At 59.3% G+C, this 16,875-nt stretch carries 17 protein-coding genes and 1 other RNA gene; 12 read left to right on the top strand and 6 right to left on the bottom strand.

Annotation, left to right across the window (positions count from 1 at the left end; genetic code table 11):
- Positions 1-51 precede the first annotated feature (51 nt).
- Positions 52-1,146: a cell division protein ZapE gene (gene zapE / locus J3361_RS10320; RefSeq protein ID WP_186705116.1), complete on the top strand. Its 1,095-nt coding sequence runs from the start codon at positions 52-54 to the stop codon at positions 1,144-1,146.
- Positions 1,147-1,326: 180 nt separating this feature from the next.
- Here the strand turns inward: zapE and J3361_RS10315 are convergent, their stop codons facing one another.
- The gene (locus J3361_RS10315; RefSeq protein ID WP_207964457.1) at positions 1,327-2,223 is read right to left on the bottom strand and encodes a GlxA family transcriptional regulator; all 897 of its coding nucleotides are present in this window, start codon (positions 2,221-2,223) and stop codon (positions 1,327-1,329) included.
- Between the two features lie 244 nt (positions 2,224-2,467).
- Here J3361_RS10315 and J3361_RS10310 point away from each other — a divergent pair, with 244 nt between their 5' ends.
- Positions 2,468-3,604, top strand: coding sequence for an acyl-CoA dehydrogenase family protein (locus tag J3361_RS10310; RefSeq protein WP_207964319.1), 1,137 nt, complete (start codon positions 2,468-2,470; stop codon positions 3,602-3,604).
- 128 nt (positions 3,605-3,732) lie between these two features.
- On the opposite strand, the gene J3361_RS10305 is transcribed toward J3361_RS10310, so the two are convergent.
- Entirely contained in the window at positions 3,733-4,773 is a 1,041-nt protein-coding gene (locus J3361_RS10305; RefSeq protein WP_207964317.1) for an NADP(H)-dependent aldo-keto reductase, read from the bottom strand.
- 245 nt (positions 4,774-5,018) lie between these two features.
- Between J3361_RS10305 and rplM the strand changes: the two genes are divergently transcribed.
- From rplM to J3361_RS10270, 7 genes are all read left to right on the top strand, one after another.
- Entirely contained in the window at positions 5,019-5,447 is a 429-nt protein-coding gene (gene rplM / locus J3361_RS10300) for a 50S ribosomal protein L13 (protein WP_003205365.1), read from the top strand.
- A 14-nt stretch (positions 5,448-5,461) separates the two neighbouring features.
- Entirely contained in the window at positions 5,462-5,854 is a 393-nt protein-coding gene (gene rpsI / locus J3361_RS10295) for a 30S ribosomal protein S9 (RefSeq protein ID WP_003205364.1), read from the top strand.
- A gap of 256 nt (positions 5,855-6,110) precedes the next feature.
- Entirely contained in the window at positions 6,111-6,704 is a 594-nt protein-coding gene (gene petA, locus J3361_RS10290; protein ID WP_003205363.1) for a ubiquinol-cytochrome c reductase iron-sulfur subunit, read from the top strand.
- The gene (locus J3361_RS10285; protein ID WP_030138561.1) at positions 6,704-7,915 is read left to right on the top strand and encodes a cytochrome bc complex cytochrome b subunit; all 1,212 of its coding nucleotides are present in this window, start codon (positions 6,704-6,706) and stop codon (positions 7,913-7,915) included. Before petA ends, J3361_RS10285 begins: the two co-directional genes overlap by 1 nt.
- The gene (locus J3361_RS10280; protein ID WP_207964315.1) at positions 7,915-8,697 is read left to right on the top strand and encodes a cytochrome c1; all 783 of its coding nucleotides are present in this window, start codon (positions 7,915-7,917) and stop codon (positions 8,695-8,697) included. Before J3361_RS10285 ends, J3361_RS10280 begins: the two co-directional genes overlap by 1 nt.
- A gap of 151 nt (positions 8,698-8,848) precedes the next feature.
- Complete coding sequence (locus J3361_RS10275; protein ID WP_003178195.1) at positions 8,849-9,466, top strand: glutathione S-transferase N-terminal domain-containing protein; 618 nt, start codon at positions 8,849-8,851, stop codon at positions 9,464-9,466.
- A gap of 16 nt (positions 9,467-9,482) precedes the next feature.
- The gene (locus J3361_RS10270; protein ID WP_207964313.1) at positions 9,483-9,896 is read left to right on the top strand and encodes a ClpXP protease specificity-enhancing factor; all 414 of its coding nucleotides are present in this window, start codon (positions 9,483-9,485) and stop codon (positions 9,894-9,896) included.
- Between the two features lie 1,080 nt (positions 9,897-10,976).
- Here the strand turns inward: J3361_RS10270 and J3361_RS10265 are convergent.
- The 4 genes from J3361_RS10265 to J3361_RS10250 all read right to left on the bottom strand — a co-directional run bounded on the left by J3361_RS10265 (position 10,977) and on the right by J3361_RS10250 (position 14,421).
- Entirely contained in the window at positions 10,977-11,555 is a 579-nt protein-coding gene (locus tag J3361_RS10265; RefSeq protein WP_003178201.1) for a BON domain-containing protein, read from the bottom strand.
- On the bottom strand, positions 11,552-12,145 hold the full coding sequence (locus J3361_RS10260; protein WP_007928463.1) for a phosphoheptose isomerase: 594 nt from the start codon (positions 12,143-12,145) through the stop codon (positions 11,552-11,554). Before J3361_RS10260 ends, J3361_RS10265 begins: the two co-directional genes overlap by 4 nt.
- Positions 12,146-12,247: 102 nt before the next feature.
- The gene (locus tag J3361_RS10255; protein WP_207964310.1) at positions 12,248-12,610 is read right to left on the bottom strand and encodes a YraN family protein; all 363 of its coding nucleotides are present in this window, start codon (positions 12,608-12,610) and stop codon (positions 12,248-12,250) included.
- Complete coding sequence (locus tag J3361_RS10250) at positions 12,610-14,421, bottom strand: penicillin-binding protein activator (RefSeq protein ID WP_207964309.1); 1,812 nt, start codon at positions 14,419-14,421, stop codon at positions 12,610-12,612. Before J3361_RS10250 ends, J3361_RS10255 begins: the two co-directional genes overlap by 1 nt.
- Positions 14,422-14,776: 355 nt before the next feature.
- On the opposite strand from J3361_RS10250, the gene rsmI reads away from it, so the two are divergent.
- The 3 genes from rsmI to mraZ all read left to right on the top strand — a co-directional run bounded on the left by rsmI (position 14,777) and on the right by mraZ (position 16,874).
- On the top strand, positions 14,777-15,682 hold the full coding sequence (gene rsmI / locus J3361_RS10245) for a 16S rRNA (cytidine(1402)-2'-O)-methyltransferase (protein WP_207964307.1): 906 nt from the start codon (positions 14,777-14,779) through the stop codon (positions 15,680-15,682).
- A gap of 74 nt (positions 15,683-15,756) precedes the next feature.
- Positions 15,757-16,110, top strand: an RNA gene (gene rnpB / locus J3361_RS10240) — RNase P RNA component class A.
- Between the two features lie 308 nt (positions 16,111-16,418).
- Complete coding sequence (gene mraZ / locus J3361_RS10235; protein ID WP_003205355.1) at positions 16,419-16,874, top strand: division/cell wall cluster transcriptional repressor MraZ; 456 nt, start codon at positions 16,419-16,421, stop codon at positions 16,872-16,874.
- Position 16,875 lies beyond the last annotated feature (1 nt).

Below are 16,875 nucleotides of genomic sequence, written 5' to 3'. Positions count from 1 at the left end.
TCTGGGCCATCGCTACAGTGACGGCCCGTTTTTGTTGCCTTGCTAACGAATATGACGCCCCTAGAACGATATCAAGCTGATCTGAAACGCCCGGAGTTCTTCCACGACGCAGCCCAGGAAACGGCGGTGCGGCATTTGCAGCGCCTGTATGACGACCTGGTCGCGGCTTCGAACAACAAGCCGGGCCTGTTGGGCAAACTGTTCGGCAAAAAAGACCAGGCACCGGTCAAGGGCCTGTACTTCTGGGGCGGCGTGGGCCGTGGCAAGACCTACCTGGTGGACACCTTCTTCGAAGCGCTGCCGTTCAAGGAAAAGACACGGACGCACTTCCACCGCTTCATGAAGCGCGTGCACGAGGAAATGAAGACCCTGGGGGGCGAGAAGAACCCGCTGACCATCATCGCCAAGCGTTTTTCCGACGAGACCCGGGTGATCTGCTTCGATGAGTTCTTCGTTTCCGACATCACCGACGCCATGATCCTCGGCACCTTGATGGAAGAGCTGTTCAAGAATGGCGTGACCCTGGTCGCCACCTCGAACATCGTGCCGGACGGCCTGTACAAGGACGGTCTGCAACGGGCGCGGTTCCTGCCGGCCATCGCGCTGATCAAGGAACACACCGAAATCGTCAACGTCGACAGCGGCGTCGACTACCGCCTGCGTCACCTTGAACAAGCGGAGCTGTTCCACTTCCCGCTGGATGCCGCCGCCGAAGAAAGCCTGCGCAAGAGCTTCCGCGCCCTGACGCCGGAATGCACCCAAGCGGTGGAAAACGACGAGCTGATCATCGAAAATCGCAAGATCCGCGCCATTCGCACCTGCGACGACGTCGCCTGGTTCGACTTCCGCGAACTGTGCGATGGCCCACGCAGCCAGAACGACTACATCGAACTGGGCAAGATCTTCCACGCCGTGTTGCTCAGCGGCGTCGAGCAGATGAGCGTCACCACCGACGACATCGCCCGTCGCTTCATCAACATGGTCGACGAGTTCTACGACCGGAACGTGAAGCTGATCATTTCGGCCGAAGTCGAACTCAAGGACCTCTACACCGGCGGTCGCTTGACCTTCGAATTCCAGCGGACCCTGAGTCGCTTGTTGGAAATGCAATCCCACGAATTCCTGGCGCGGGCGCATAAGCCGTAGGGCGTTCGGAGCAAAAAAAAAGGCCTGCGATTGCAGGCCTTTTTATTTATTGATTCCCCACCGGACCCTGTGGGAGCGAGCCTGCTCGCGAAGGGGGCGGCATGTCCAGCGCAGATGCAAGCTGACACACCGCTTTCGCGAGCAGGCTCGCTCCCACATTGGGCCGTATGCAGCTCTGGCCTACGCCGCCTGCTGAAACTGCTGCCGATACTGGTTCGGCGACAGGTCGGTATGTTGCCGGAACAGTCGTGCGAAAAAGCTCGCGTCGTCGTAGCCGACTTCGTAGCTGATGGTCTTGATGCTTTTGCGGCTGCCGGAGAGCAGACCCTTGGCGGTTTCGATCCGTAGCCGTTGCAGGTAATGCAGCGGTTTGTCGCCCGTGGCGGTCTGGAAGCGGCGCATGAAGTTGCGGATGCTCATGCCGTGCTCCCGGGCAACGTCTTCGAAGCGGAATTTATCGGCGAAGTGCTCTTCGAGCCATTGCTGGATCTGCAGGATGATCACGTCCTGGTGGAGCTTCTGCCCGCCGAAGCCGATCCGTCCTGGCGAATAGCTGCGTTGCACTTCATACAGGATGTCCCGCGCCACGGCCTGGGCCACGTTGGCACCGCAGAAACGCTCAATGAGATAGATGTAGAGGTCGCAGGCAGATGTGGTGCCGCCAGCGCAAAACAGGTTGTCGGCGTCGGTCAGGTGCTTGTCCTGGTTCAGGTGCACCTGGGGGAAGCGCTCCTTGAAGGCATTGAAGAAGCGCCAGTAAGTGGTGGCTTCCTTGCCGTCGAGCAGCCCGGCCTCGGCCAGCCAGAACACCCCGGTGGCTTCGCCGCAGAGTACTGCGCCGCGAGCGTGTTGTTCGCGCAGCCAGGGCAAGACCTGGGGATAACGTTGGCAGAGGCCGGCGAAATCATCCCAGAAGGCCGGCAGGATGATGACGTCGGTATGTTCCAGGCCACCGTCCACCGGCATGATCACATCGCTGAAACTGTTCACCGGTTTGCCATCGGGGCTGACCAGCCGGGTTTCAAACGCCGGCGTCAGGCCGTGCCCCAGTTGTTTGCCATAGCGCAGGCTGGCCAGGTGGAAAAAATCCTTGGCTTGCATGAGGGTAGAGGCGAAGACCCGGTCGACTGCCAGGATGCTGACGCGCCGCAGGGGCGTGGAGGCGTGCATAGACATAATTCATCTTTATTTTTATAGGGGAAAGTGGTCAACAGACGGCTGGATCGTCTTATTTTTTGTCGGATGTGTCCAGTGTCCTGTCGTACATCGCAGGCTTAGGCTTTGTCGGATAACCACGCCCAACAATAATCAAAGGTGCGCCATGATCCCAAGAACCCTGTTCAGTCCCGAGCACGAATTGTTTCGCGACAGCGTACGAACCTTCCTCGAAAAAGAAGCCGTGCCGTACCACAGTCAGTGGGAAAAACAGGGGTATGTCGACCGTCAACTCTGGAACAAGGCGGGGGAGGCGGGCATGTTGTGCTCGCACCTGCCAGAGGCCTATGGCGGGCTTGACGCGGATTTCCTCTATAGCACCGTGGTGATCGAGGAGATCGGCCGCTTGGGGCTGACGGGGATCGGCTTCTCGCTGCATTCCGATATCGTCGCGCCGTACATCCTGCATTACGGCAGCGAAGCGCTGAAACACAAGTACCTGCCGAAACTGGTGTCTGGCGAAATGGTCACGGCCATCGCCATGACCGAGCCGGGCGCCGGTTCCGACTTGCAAGGGGTGAAGACCACGGCGGTGCTCGACGGTGATGAATACGTCATCAACGGCTCGAAGACATTCATCACCAATGGTTTCCTGGCGGACCTGGTGATTGTGGTCGCCAAGACCGACTCCAAGGCCGGCGCCAAGGGCACCAGCCTGTTCCTGGTGGAAGCGGGCACCCCGGGCTTTGAAAAGGGCAAGCGCCTGGAGAAAGTCGGCATGAAGGCCCAGGACACGTCGGAATTATTCTTCCAGGATGTCCGCGTGCCGAAGGAAAATCTGCTTGGGCAGGCCGGAATGGGCTTTGCCTATCTGATGCAAGAGCTGCCCCAGGAGCGCCTGACCGTCGCCATCGGTGGCCTGGCTTCGGCCGAAGCGGCGTTGCAATGGACCTTGGACTACACCCGGGATCGCAAGGCGTTCGGCAAATCCATCGCCGACTTCCAGAACACCCGTTTCAAGCTCGCGGAAATGGCCACCGAAATCCAGATTGGCCGGGTCTTCGTCGATCGCTGCCTGGAGTTGCATCTGCAAGGCAAGCTGGACGTGCCGACGGCGGCGATGGCCAAGTACTGGGGCACCGACCTGCAATGCAAGGTGCTCGACGAGTGCGTGCAGTTGCACGGCGGCTACGGCTTCATGTGGGAATACCCGATTGCCCGGGCGTGGGCGGATGCACGGGTGCAGCGGATCTATGCCGGGACCAATGAAATCATGAAGGAGATCATTGCGCGGTCGCTTTGATGTCGTAGTGACGCTTAGACCGCTATCGCGAGCAGGCTCGCTCCCACAGGGGTGTGTGTCGATCAAAAAATTGTGTTCAGACACATATCCAATGTGGGAGCGAGCCTGCTCGCGATGAGGCCTATGGATCAGGGCGCCGGATTCGGCTGATCCTTGTGAATCGCCTCGATCCCTGCCAGCACTTCATCCGACAGCTTCAGATCGAAGCTGGCGATGTTGCTGTCCAGTTGCTCCAGCGTGGTGGCGCCAATGATGTTGCTGGTCACGAACGGCTGTTGGGTGACGAACGCCAGGGCCATCTGCGCCGGGTCCAGGCCATGTTCGCGGGCCAGGGCCACATACCGGCTGCATGCTGCTTCCGATTGTGGGTTGAAGTAGCGCATGAAGCGGCTGTACAGCGTCAGGCGGCCCTTGGCGGGACGGGCGCCGTTTTCGTACTTGCCCGACAGGAAACCGAACGCCAGGGGCGAATAAGCCAGCAGGCCGCATTGCTCGCGAATGGCGATTTCCGACAGGCCGATCTCGAAGCTGCGGTTGAGCAGGTTGTACGGGTTCTGGATCGACACCGCCCGCGGCCAGCCACGGGCCTCGGCCAGGGCGAGGAACTTCATGGTGCCCCAAGGCGTTTCGTTGGACAGGCCGATATGGCGGATCTTGCCGGCGCGGACCTGTTCGTCCAGTGCTTCGAGGGTTTCCTCCAGCGGGGTGAACGTTTCGTCGGCCTTGTGCTGGTAGCCCAGTTGGCCAAAGAAATTGGTGCTGCGTTCCGGCCAGTGCAGTTGGTAGAGGTCGATCCAGTCGGTCTGCAGGCGCTTGAGGCTGGCGTCCACGGCTTCGACGATGTGGCGGCGGTTGTGCTTGAGGTTCTTGTCGCGGATGTAGTCGATGGTGTTGCCGGGGCCGGCGATCTTGCTCGCCAGGATCCAGTCGGCACGGTCGCCACGGGTCTTGAAGTAATTGCCGATGTAGCGCTCGGTGGTGGCGTAGGTTTCCGCCTTGGGTGGCACCGGGTACATCTCGGCGGTGTCGATGAAATTGATGCCGGCACCCTTGGCGCGTTCGATCTGGGCGAAGGCTTCGGCCTCGCTGTTCTGCTCACCCCAGGTCATGGTGCCGAGGCACAGGGCACTCACGTTCAGATCGGTACGGCCTAGCTGGCGATAGTCCATCGGGAACTCCTTGGGCAAAACAATCATAAAAGCAGGTTGAAATATTTTTCGCAATCTGCATAATTGCGCACCTCTTTCTGCAGTGGAAGTGATGCGCCGCCGCCGAAGAATCTTGCCGTTGAACGGACGCGCCGACCCGAGCCCCCGAAAGCGTCTGTATCCGGCTGCCTTTGACTTGTCAAAGTACGCACTATTCAGTAAGATCCGCCGTCTAATTTACAGGGCGGCCCCTGAGGCTATAAAGAATGAAAACTTTTACTGCTAAACCGGAAACAGTAAAGCGCGACTGGTTTGTCGTCGACGCTGCTGGTCAGACCCTGGGTCGTCTGGCCACCGAAATCGCGAGCCGTCTGCGTGGCAAGCACAAGCCTGAGTACACCCCTCACGTTGACACCGGTGACTACATCGTCGTGATCAATGCTGAGCAAGTACGTGTTACTGGCGCTAAAACCACTGACAAAATGTACTACTCCCACTCCGGTTTTCCTGGCGGCATCAAGTCGATCAACTTCGAAAAGCTGATCGCCAAAGCCCCTGAGCGCGTGATCGAGACCGCGGTTAAAGGCATGCTGCCTAAGAACCCACTGGGTCGCGACATGTATCGTAAGCTGAAGGTTTATGCGGGCGCTGCTCACCCTCATACTGCTCAGCAGCCCCAAGAACTGAAGTTTTAACGGAATAGTTCATTATGTCGGCGACTCAAAATTACGGCACTGGCCGTCGCAAGACTGCAACCGCACGCGTTTTCCTGCGTCCGGGCACTGGTAACATCTCCATCAACAACCGCTCCCTGGATAACTTCTTCGGCCGCGAAACTGCCCGTATGGTAGTTCGTCAGCCGCTGGAACTGACCGAGACCGTCGAAAAATTCGACATCTACGTCACTGTTATCGGTGGTGGTGTAAGTGGTCAAGCTGGCGCAATCCGCCACGGCATCACTCGCGCCCTGATGGATTACGACGAGACTCTGCGTGGTGCTCTGCGCAAAGCCGGCTTCGTAACTCGCGATGCTCGCGAAGTTGAACGTAAGAAAGTCGGTCTGCGTAAAGCGCGTAAGCGTCCGCAGTACTCGAAGCGTTAATTTCGCTTCCGCTTTCAAAAGGCGCCCAGTTCCTCACGGAGCTGGGCGTTTTTTTATGGGCAAAAGAATTGCTCTGTGACAACTTGCCACATTCGTAGAACCCCTATACTACAAGGCTTAGCGGTTTGGCCGCTTGGTAATTACCTTGTCAGAATTGGGGCTTTTCATTACCATTCGGCAAAATTTTTATAAGTTCAGATTTTTACTTAGTAGACGCCTGATTTAACAGGCCACAAAGCTGATGGGAGAGGACTGAATGAGCAATGACGGCGTGAATGCAGGCCGGCGTCGCTTCCTGGTAGCAGCCACATCCGTGGTGGGTGCTGCAGGAGCGGTGGGGGCTGCGGTCCCGTTCGTGGGGTCATGGTTTCCCAGCGCCAAGGCGAAAGCCGCAGGTGCACCGGTGAAAGTGAATGTCAGCAAGATCGAGCCAGGCCAGCAGATGATTGCTGAGTGGCGCGGCCAGCCGGTGTTCATTGTCCGCCGTACAGAGGAAATCCTGGGGAATCTGAAAAAGATCGAGGGTCAGTTGTCCGACCCGTCCTCCAAGAACTCGGTCCAACCGGAATACGTCAATCCTGAAACGCGTTCGATCAAGCCAGAGGTTTTGCTGCTGATCGGTATCTGCACGCACCTGGGTTGCTCGCCAACGTTCCGTCCTGAAGTGGCCCCTGCCGATCTGGGCAAGGACTGGGTCGGTGGTTATTTCTGCCCTTGCCACGGCTCCCACTACGACCTGGCTGGTCGCGTCTACAAGTCGCAGCCTGCACCTCTGAACCTGCCAGTTCCCCCGCATTCCTATGAGACCGACGACATCATTGTCATCGGCGTCGATACGGAGAAAGCGTGATGAGCAAACTAATGGATTGGGTTGATGCGCGCTTTCCCGCGACCAAAATGTGGGAAGACCATCTCAGCAAGTACTACGCTCCGAAGAACTTCAACTTCTTCTACTTCTTTGGCTCCCTGGCGCTGCTCGTTCTGGTCAACCAGATCGTCACCGGTGTCTGGCTGACCATGAGCTACACCCCGTCGGCGGAAGAGGCGTTCGCCTCCGTCGAATACATCATGCGCGACGTCGAGTACGGCTCGATCCTGCGCCTGCTGCACTCCACTGGCGCTTCGGCGTTCTTCATCGTGGTCTATCTGCACATGTTCCGTGGCTTGCTCTACGGTTCGTACCAGAAGCCTCGTGAGCTGGTGTGGGTCTTCGGCATGCTGATCTACCTGGCGCTGATGGCCGAGGCCTTCATGGGCTACCTGCTGCCGTGGGGCCAGATGTCCTACTGGGGTGCCCAGGTGATCATCTCGTTGTTCGGTGCGATCCCGGTCATTGGCGACGACCTTACCCAGTGGATCCGTGGTGACTACCTGATCTCGGGCATTACCCTGAACCGCTTCTTCGCGTTGCATGTCGTGGCCCTGCCGATCGTGATCCTCGGTCTGGTGGTGCTGCACATCCTGGCGCTGCACGAAGTCGGTTCGAACAACCCGGATGGCGTGGACATCAAGAAGCACAAGGACGAGAACGGCGTACCGCTGGATGGCATCGCCTTCCACCCGTACTACACCGTGAAAGACATCGTCGGCGTGGTGGTCTTCCTGTTTATCTTCTGCTCCATCGTGTTCTTCTTCCCGGAAATGGGTGGTTACTTCCTCGAGAAGCCGAACTTCGAGCAGGCGAACGCGTTCAAGACCCCTGAGCACATTGCCCCGGTCTGGTACTTCACGCCGTTCTACGCGATTTTGCGGGCGATCCCGGACAAGCTCCTGGGCGTTATTGCCATGGGCGCGGCCATCGCCGTGCTGTTCGTCCTGCCGTGGCTGGACCGCAGCCCCGTCAAGTCGATGCGCTACAAAGGCTGGCTGAGCAAGATCTGGCTCGTGGTGTTCTGCATCTCGTTCGTGATCCTGGGCGTGCTGGGTGTACTGGCACCGACACCGGGCCGGACGCTGCTGTCGCAGGTCTGCACCTTCCTGTATTTCGCCTACTTCATTTTGATGCCGTTCTACACCAGGCTCGAGAAGACCAAACCGGTTCCGGAAAGGGTGACTGGCTGATGAAAAAGCTATTTTCTGTACTGATTCTTGCTGCTTTGCCTGTACTGTCCTTTGCGTCCGCGTCGAGTGGGCCGGAGCTGGAAAAAGTCGACATCGACGTTTCCGACAAAGCGGCCATGCAGGATGGCGCCCGTACGTTCGCCAACTACTGCATGGGCTGCCACAGTGCTAAGTTCCAGCGCTACGAGCGCGTGGCCGATGACCTGGGCATTCCTCATGAGCTGATGCTCGAGAAGCTTGTGTTCACCGGTGCCAAGCTGGGTGATCACATGAACATCGGCATGCAGCCGGCGGACGCCAAGACCTGGTTCGGCGCCGCGCCGCCGGACCTGACCCTGGTTGCCCGTGTGCGTGGCACCGACTGGCTTTACGGCTACCTGCGCTCGTTCTACGAAGATCCTTCCCGTCCATGGGGCGTGAACAACAAGGTCTTCCCGAACGTCGGCATGCCTAACGTTCTGGTCGGCCTCCAGGGTCGCCAGGTGGTAGGCTGCAAACAGGTTCAGATCGTTGAAGACGGTAAAAAGCAATTCGATCCGCTGACCGGCTCGGCTTTGACCCATGAAGCCTGCGACCAACTGACCGTATTGCCGAACACCGGCAGCCTGACCCCGGAGCAGTTTGACGAGAAGGTCAAGAACCTGGTGACCTTCCTGGCCTACTCGGCCAACCCGGTGAAGCTGGAGCATCAGCGCATCGGTACCTATGTATTGCTGTACCTGGCGTTCTTCTTCGTATTCGCTTACCTGCTCAAGCGTGAATACTGGAAAGACGTGCATTGATAAAGCTGTAAGCCGTTGCTGTTAATCGTGCGCGCCCAAGGGCGTCTCTGAAAATGTAACGAGCCTGGCCCGCCAGGTGTTACGGGAGGCGCCCTCTGGGCGCGCTCGCTTTTCCGTTTTTCGATAATTTCAACAAGCGAGGAGGATCGCCATGGGCGTGACCAATCGGTTGGCCTGTTACTCCGACCCCGCCGACCACTATTCCCACCGGGTACGCATCGTACTGGCAGAGAAGGGTGTCAGCGCCGAGATCATATACGTCGAAGCGGGCCGTCAGCCGCCGAAGCTGATCGAGGTGAACCCTTACGGCAGCCTGCCCACACTGGTCGATCGTGACCTGGCGTTGTGGGAATCGACTGTGGTGATGGAATATTTGGATGAGCGTTATCCGCATCCACCTTTACTGCCGGTTTATCCTGTTGCGCGTGCCAATAGCCGTTTGCTGATCCATCGCATCCAGCGTGACTGGTGCGGGTTGGTGGATTTGATCCTGGATTCCCGGACCAAGGAGCCGGCGCGGGTCGTGGCGCGCAAGGAATTGCGTGAAAGCCTGACGGGCGTATCGCCGCTGTTCGTCGACAAGCCGTTTTTCCTCAGTGAGGAACAAAGTCTGGTGGATTGCTGCCTATTGCCCATACTCTGGCGTTTGCCGATTTTGGGTATCGAACTGCCGCGGCCTGCCAAGCCGCTGCTTGATTATATGGAGCGCCAATTTGCGCGTGAGGCATTCCAGGCGAGTCTGTCTGGTGTCGAACGCGACATGCGCTAAGGCTTAGGGAGCCGCTATGAACTCCAGTCGACCTTATTTGGTCCGCGCGCTCTACGAGTGGATTGTGGACAACGATTGCACCCCGCACATGCTGGTCAACGCCGAGTATCCATCGGTGCAGGTGCCGCAGGGTTTTGCCAATGACGGGCAGATTGTCCTGAACGTGTCGCCAGCCGCTGTGCGTCACTTGCACATGGACAACGACGCTGTCAGCTTCGAAGGGCGCTTCGGTGGTGTGCCGCACACCCTGTACGTGCCTGTTGCTGCGATCTTGGGCATTTATGCTCGGGAGAATGGCCAGGGCATGGTGTTCGAGCTGGAAGCGCCGCTCGATGGCGAGGAAGAGTTCGAGCCGGATGATGATTTGCCTCCACCGGATGACGAGCCGCCGCGTCCTAGCGGGCGGCCGAGTTTGAAAGTGGTGAAGTAGGTAGATATGTGCCAGATACAGGCTGTTTGAAAGCTTGGTGACTTGGTTAAGAAAATGCCCGTATCGTGAGATGTGGGCATTTTTTTTGTGTGATGGTTGGTGTGTGTATCCGTTGCTGCGGTAACGGCGGCTTAGGGTTCCGCCCTTACGGCGGCTCACTTTTGAGAAGCGCAAAAGTAAGCAAAACGCTTTATGCCCCACCACTAGGCACCTCGCCTAGGCTCGGTGTGCCCTCACTCCGGCATTGCTCCGTGGGCCCGCCGCGAAGGGCCATCCATGGCCCAGCGCGGCTATCCCGGCATCCATGCCGGGATGCCCACTGCGCAATGCCTGCGTTCGGCCATCGTGGTTAACGGGGCGCCGAGATCAACGTCCACCGCGAGGCGGCCTAACAGCCGACCTGACTCTCCCGGTCGTACACCCGTTAGATCTGTGGGAGCAAAGCTTGCTCGCGATAGCGGTCTGTCAGGCAACATCAATACTGACTGCCCCGCCGCCATCGCGAGCAAGCTCGCTCCCACATTCGATCTTCAGTGAACACAAAACTTATTGCTCAACACAGTCCCCCTGTGGGAGCGAGCTTGCTCGCGAAGGGGCCGGCAGACCCAACATCCATGTGACTGAGCTATCGCCATCGCGAGCAAGCTCGCTCCCACAGGAGGCACGCTGTCTCATCAAGAATCAGGTCGGCTCTAAGGCCGCCTCGCGGTGGACGTTGATCTCGGGCGCCCCGTTAACCACGCTGGCTGAACGGAGGTGTTGTGGAGTGGGTAACCCGGCATGGATGCCGGGTTAGCCGCGCTGGGCCATGGATGGCCCTTCGCGGCGTGCCCACGGAGCAATGCCGGAGTGAGGGCACACCGAGCCTAGGCGAGGTGCCGAGTGGTGGGGCAAAGCGCTTTTGGTTACTTTTGGCGCTCTTCCAAAAGTGACCCGCTGTAAGAGCGGAACCCTAAGCCGCCGTTACCGCAGCAACGGATATACACACCGATCACACCCCAAAAAAAGCGAAGCCCAAAAAAACGGCGCTTTCCGTCTCGGAAGAAGCGCCGTTTTTCTTGAGCAACTGAAATTCAATAATCAGTCAATGTACTCAAACAACTTGACGATTTTCTGCACCCCAGACACACCTTGCACCAGGTTGGTCGCCTGCGCAGCCTCTTTCTTGGTCAACAACCCCAGCAAATAGACAATGCCATTCTCAGTCACAACCTTGATGCGCGAACCAGGAATGCTGGCATCGGTGAGCATCTGCGTCTTGATCTTGGTCGTCAGCCAGGCATCGTTCTGACGCGCCAGTAGCGAAGAAGGTTGCAGGACCTGAAGCTCGTTATGCACGGTCTTGACCCGCTGCACGGCGCTGGCTTCCTGTTCGGCCTTGGCCTTGAGGTCGGCTCGTGGGGTCTGGCCGGCCAGCAATACGACGCCGTTGAAGCTGGTGACGACGATGTGCGAGTTGTTGTCCAGGTCCGGATCGGCCTTGGCGATGTTCACGCCGACCTTGGTTTCAATCAGGGAGTCGTCGATCTTGCTGCCGAAGGTGCGGGTGCCGCGGTCATCTTCAATCGGCTTTTCCCGGCTGGCGTTAACCACCGATGTGCAGCCGCTGATGCCGAGGCACAGGGTCAGGGCCAGAAGGCCTAGGCGATTAGGGGTCATTCTTCACTCCCGAACAGTTGGCTGTCGATCAAGTCGCATAGGCAGTGGATCGCCAGCAGGTGGACTTCCTGGATACGTGCGGTGACATTGGCCGGTACGCGGATCTCGACGTCTTCGGGCAATAGCAGTGACGCCATGCCGCCGCCGTCACGACCGGTCAATGCTACGACAATCATTTCGCGATCATGTGCGGCCTGGATCGCTTGAATAATATTGGCCGAGTTGCCGCTGGTGGAAATCGCCAGCAGGACATCGCCGGGTTGGCCCAAGGCGCGGATCTGTTTGGAGAAAACTTCGTTATAGCTGTAGTCGTTGGCGATCGAGGTGATCGTCGAGCTGTCGGTGGTCAGGGCGATCGCCGGCAGGCTCGGGCGTTCGCGCTCGAAGCGGTTGAGCAGTTCCGAGGAGAAGTGCTGGGCGTCGCCGGCCGAGCCGCCGTTGCCGCATGAAAGCATCTTGCCCTCGTTGAGCAAGGCGTTGACCATCACTTGGCTGGCTTGCTCGATGTGCGGTGCAAGTACGTCCATCGCCTGTTGCTTGGTGTCGATACTGGCCTGAAAAAGCTGGCGAATTCGCGATTGCATGTCCATCAGTGTGACCTTAAGTAGCGCGGCTTATCGGCACGAATAGGTGCGGCGCGCAAAGCAAAGAGCAAAAAAGTTAGGTGAAGGTGTCCGGCTCGGCATGGGCGCTCAACTGTCGAAGGCGTTCTGCAGCCAGTTCAACTGGTCGGCGTTGCTGTCGATGGCAACCACGTCGAAGCGGCAGGGGTGATCGGCCCAGCGAGACTCGCGTTGCAGGAAGTACTGCGCAGCGAAAATCAGCTTTTGGCGCTTGCGCCCGTCAATGCTGTCGAGCGCGCCACCCCATTGGGTATTTTTTCTGTAGCGGACTTCGACGAATACTACTGTATCGCCGTCAAGCATGACCAGATCAAGCTCGCCACGTTTGCATAACCAGTTCCGCGCCAGCAGCCGCAGGCCGTGTTGCTCGAGATGCGCGAGGGCCTGGCCCTCGGCATCCCGTCCGCTTTGCTGGCTTGATCGGTCAGGCATCAGCGCTGCGTGTCCGGCAGGCGCTGCACCTGGCCGTTGACGAACTCGGCCCAGGGTAGTTGGCGCTGTACGCGCTGGGTGGGAGACACGGCCAGGCTGCCCGACAGGCCTTCGATGCGGCTGTCCGGCAACGTCTTGAGCTGACCCAGGCGAGGCGCCAGGCGGTAGGCGTCCGCCCCCATCGCGTACAACCGACCCAGGCTGCCACCCGCCTGGGGCCACTGCGCGGTGACCTGCTTGCGCAGCGGGTCATTGGCGTCGAGCAGCCACGGGGTTTCGCAGAAGCGGATGCCGCTCATGTCGTTGTACTGGTTCTGGTCGCCGCTGGCGCTGAACACCGAAGACGTCGCATAGACCGGCACGTCGCCGGCGTACTGGAAGTTCAGGGTCGGCTTGATCTGCTGAGCCTGCTGCGGTGTCGAGGCGAGGAAGATGAATTCGATGTCCTGGCGACGGGACGGCTGGGCCGCGACCGTGGTGCCAACGGTGTTTTGCAGGCTCTTGGCGCGCCCTTCGCTCTGGCGCAACTGGAACATGTCGGCAATCTGCTGGGCCAACTGGACCGGCTGATCGACGCGTTCGATGGCGACGATGGTGCCGCCGTTGGCCTGCCAGTCCTGGCTGAAGGCCTTCAGTACGCGATCGCCCCATTCGCCCTTCGGTACCATGGCGGCGGCGCGATGCAGGCCATCGGCGCGGGCGCGACGGGACACTTCGCGGGCTTCATCCTCAGGCGCCAGGCCGAACTGGAACAGTTGCGGTGGCCCTTGCTCGCCTTCGCTGTAGTTCAGTGCCAAGGTGGTGATTGGCAATTGCGGGCGGGTGCTGATCTGCTTGACCAGTGGTTTTTCCAGCGGGCCGATGATCAGTTGCACGCCGTCGGCCTGGGCCTTGCGATAGAGCTCGTCCATGGAGGTCAGGCTGGCGCTGTCATAGAACTGGATGCTTGGCGGCGTCTGCCCGGCCTGTTGGGCCTGGTAGTGCGCGGCCATGAAGCCCTCGCGCAAGGCCTTGGCAACCGCTGCCAACTGGCCACTCTGTGGCAGCAGCAGGGCGATCTTGCTCAATGGCTGGCTGGCCAGTTCCTTGAGCTTGACCAGGGGTGTCGGCAGTTGCAGGGCGGCAGGGTGCTTCGGGTTCTGCTCGCGCCATTGGTCGATGGCCGCCTGCTGCTGTTCCAAGGTGCCGGCGGTCTTGACGACCTGGGCCAGGCTCAGCCAGCCGCCGAGGTCGTCGGCGGAGGTTGGCTGCAACTGGTCGGTGGGCAGCGAGGCGATCAGTGACCAGATGGCTTCGTGGTTTTTCGCTGCGGCATCGTTCTCCAGCAGGGGCGCGATGAAGATGCGCTCCTTGGCGGCGGCCAGGGTCTGGCCGTCGGCCTCGAGGGCGCGGGCACGGACGGTGCCGGTGCGGACCTGCTGCTCCACCGGCATTTCGCTCAGGTGTTGCAGGCTTGGATGGCTCAGGGCGGTCAGCGCAGCCTTGGGCTGGTTGCGGGTCATTGCCAGTTCAGCCGACAGCGTGCTGGCGAAAATCTGCTGGCCGGGCTTGAGTTGCTCCATCGGCACTTGTTGCAGGATCTGTGCGGACTGGCCGGCATTGCCCTGGCGGTAGGCCAGGTCCGCGGCGCTCAGGCGCAGCAGGGCGGCTTTTTCCGGGGTTTTGCTTTGGTTGGCCTGTTCGAGCAGTTGCTCGATACTGGCATCCGGGGTCCGTGGAAGTTCGCCAAGGCTGGACGAGGGCGAGCTGGCGCAAGCCGCCAGGAGGGCAGCGAGGCAGAGGGCGGAGAGCAGCCGCAGGCAAGCGATCATGTAAGTGTTCCTGATACGAGATCAAATTAGCGTCGAATTGTACCCAAGCACTGGCCGGGGCGCGATGTTAGTGGCGTGAATCGATCAATTTAGGTATTTCAAAGAGTGCGGCGCAGCACAAAAGACAGGCATTGACCCTTTGTGGCGAGGGAGCTTGCTCCCGCTGGGCTGCGTAGCAGCCCCAAAAAACATTCAACACGCTACCTCAGGATGTGGCTGCAGATTTTTACGACTGCTGCGCAGCCGAGCGGGAGCAAGCTCCCTCGCCACAAAGGCTGGTGCAACCTTCTAGTGAGAGGCGGCGCCTCGGGGTGCCAGGTACTGCGAACAGCCGAGACCGCCGCTACACGCTACAATGGCGGTTTTTACCGATCATGAGGTACGCGTTTTGACTGCTCCAGGTGCTTTGAATTCCGCTGCCGGCTCGCTTTATGTGGTGGCGACGCCCATCGGCAACCTGGACGATATCAGTGCTCGGGCGCTGAAGATCCTGCAGGAGGTCGCACTGATCGCGGCTGAAGACACGCGCCACTCCCAGCGCCTGCTGCAACATTTCGGCATTTCCACGCCGTTGGCGGCCTGTCATGAGCACAATGAGCGGGACGAAGGCAGTCGTTTCATTACCCGGCTATTGGCGGGCGATAGCGTCGCGCTGATTTCCGATGCCGGTACGCCGCTGATTTCCGACCCCGGCTATCATCTGGTGCGCCAGGCCCGGGCGGCCGGCATCAGCGTGGTGCCGGTACCGGGGGCTTGCGCATTGATCGCGGCGCTGTCGGCGGCAGGCTTGCCGTCGGACCGTTTCATCTTTGAAGGTTTCCTGCCGGCCAAGGCCGTTGGCCGACGGGCGCGCCTGGGAGCTATAAAGGAAGAGCCGCGCACGCTGATTTTCTATGAGGCACCGCACCGCATCCTGGAATGCCTGCAAGACATGGAGTTGGTGTTCGGTCCTGAGCGCCAGGCGCTGCTGGCCCGTGAACTGACCAAGACCTTTGAAACCCTCAAGGGTCTGCCCTTGGCCGAGTTGCGCGCCTTCGTCGAAAACGACAGCAACCAGCAGCGCGGCGAATGCGTCGTGCTGGTGGCAGGCTGGACGCCGCCGCAAAGCGAGGATGCCGTCAGCAGCGAGGCGATGCGCGTCCTGAACCTGCTGCTCGAGGAAATGCCCCTCAAGCGCGCCGCGGCGCTGGCGGCGCAGATCACTGGCGAGCGCAAGAATGTGTTGTATCAGGTCGCACTGGAAAAACAGAAAGGCCAGTGAAACCGGGACACGGTGCTGGCCCAAGGCTTTTAGCGCTTGTTCTTCCAGCGCTCTACCGTTAACCTTCGCGGCGGAGAGTCGATCGGACAGTCGCTGCCCTCTATGAAAATTAGGGGGGGGAGGAAAGTCCGGGCTCCATAGGGCGAAGTGCCAGGTAATGCCTGGGAGGCGTGAGCCTACGGAAAGTGCCACAGAAAATAACCGCCTAAGCGTTTCGGCGCCGGTAAGGGTGAAAAGGTGCGGTAAGAGCGCACCGCACGGCTGGCAACAGTTCGTGGCTAGGTAAACCCCACTTGGAGCAAGACCAAATAGGGTCCCAAGGCGTGGCCCGCGCTGGGACCGGGTAGGTTGCTAAAGGTGTCCAGTGATGGCCATCGTAGACGAATGACTGTTCAAGACAGAACCCGGCTTACAGATCGACTCTCCACCTTTTCCCTTCCTGCCGGAATCACTGGCAGACGCAGTTCCTAATACCAAAAAAATCTTACTCTTAACAAATCACTTTAACTTGTGCGTGCAGTCCCCTGTGCTGCCTCAGGTTAAGGCGACTTTTCCTACGTCAGATTCTTGTTACCCCTCCTGAAACGCTCCTAAATCTCCGATCTATAAGGCTTTTCCTTCATTGCGCGCCTTGACGGTGCGGTGGGCGCATTCCTATAGTGTGCGCAAGTGGCGGAAAGTGGCATGAAGTGGGTTTTTTTGAAGGTAAAACGCCAAAAAGTGGAGAAACGCAGACGTGTTTCGCGGAGCTAACGCTATCAGTCTCGATGCAAAAGGCCGGCTCGCCATGCCCAGCCGGTATCGTGACGAGCTCGTTTCGCGAAGTTCGGGGCAATTAATCGTCACGATCGACGCCGTTGACCCATGTTTGTGCGTTTACCCCCTGGATGAGTGGGAAATCATCGAAACCAAACTGCGCGCATTGCCTTCGCTGCGTGAAGAAAACCGCCGCCTGCAACGCTTGCTGATCGGTAATGCCGTCGACCTCGAGCTTGATGGCAGCGGTCGTTTCCTGGTGCCGCCGCGCCTGCGCGAGTACGCCAAGCTGGACAAGCGCGCGATGCTGGTGGGCCAACTGAACAAGTTCCAACTATGGGACGAAGATGCCTGGAATGCGGTTTCTGCCGCTGACCTCGCTGCTATTCAACAACCGGGCGCTATGCCTGATGAACTGCGTGATTTGATCCTGTGAC

Source organism: Pseudomonas sp. OA65 (genome assembly GCF_017498305.1).
In the GTDB taxonomy this organism is placed as follows: Bacteria; Pseudomonadota; Gammaproteobacteria; order Pseudomonadales; family Pseudomonadaceae; genus Aquipseudomonas; species Aquipseudomonas zanjanensis.
Note: the sequence above shows the minus strand (reverse complement) of the source record. Positions and strands in the feature narration are given on the sequence as shown.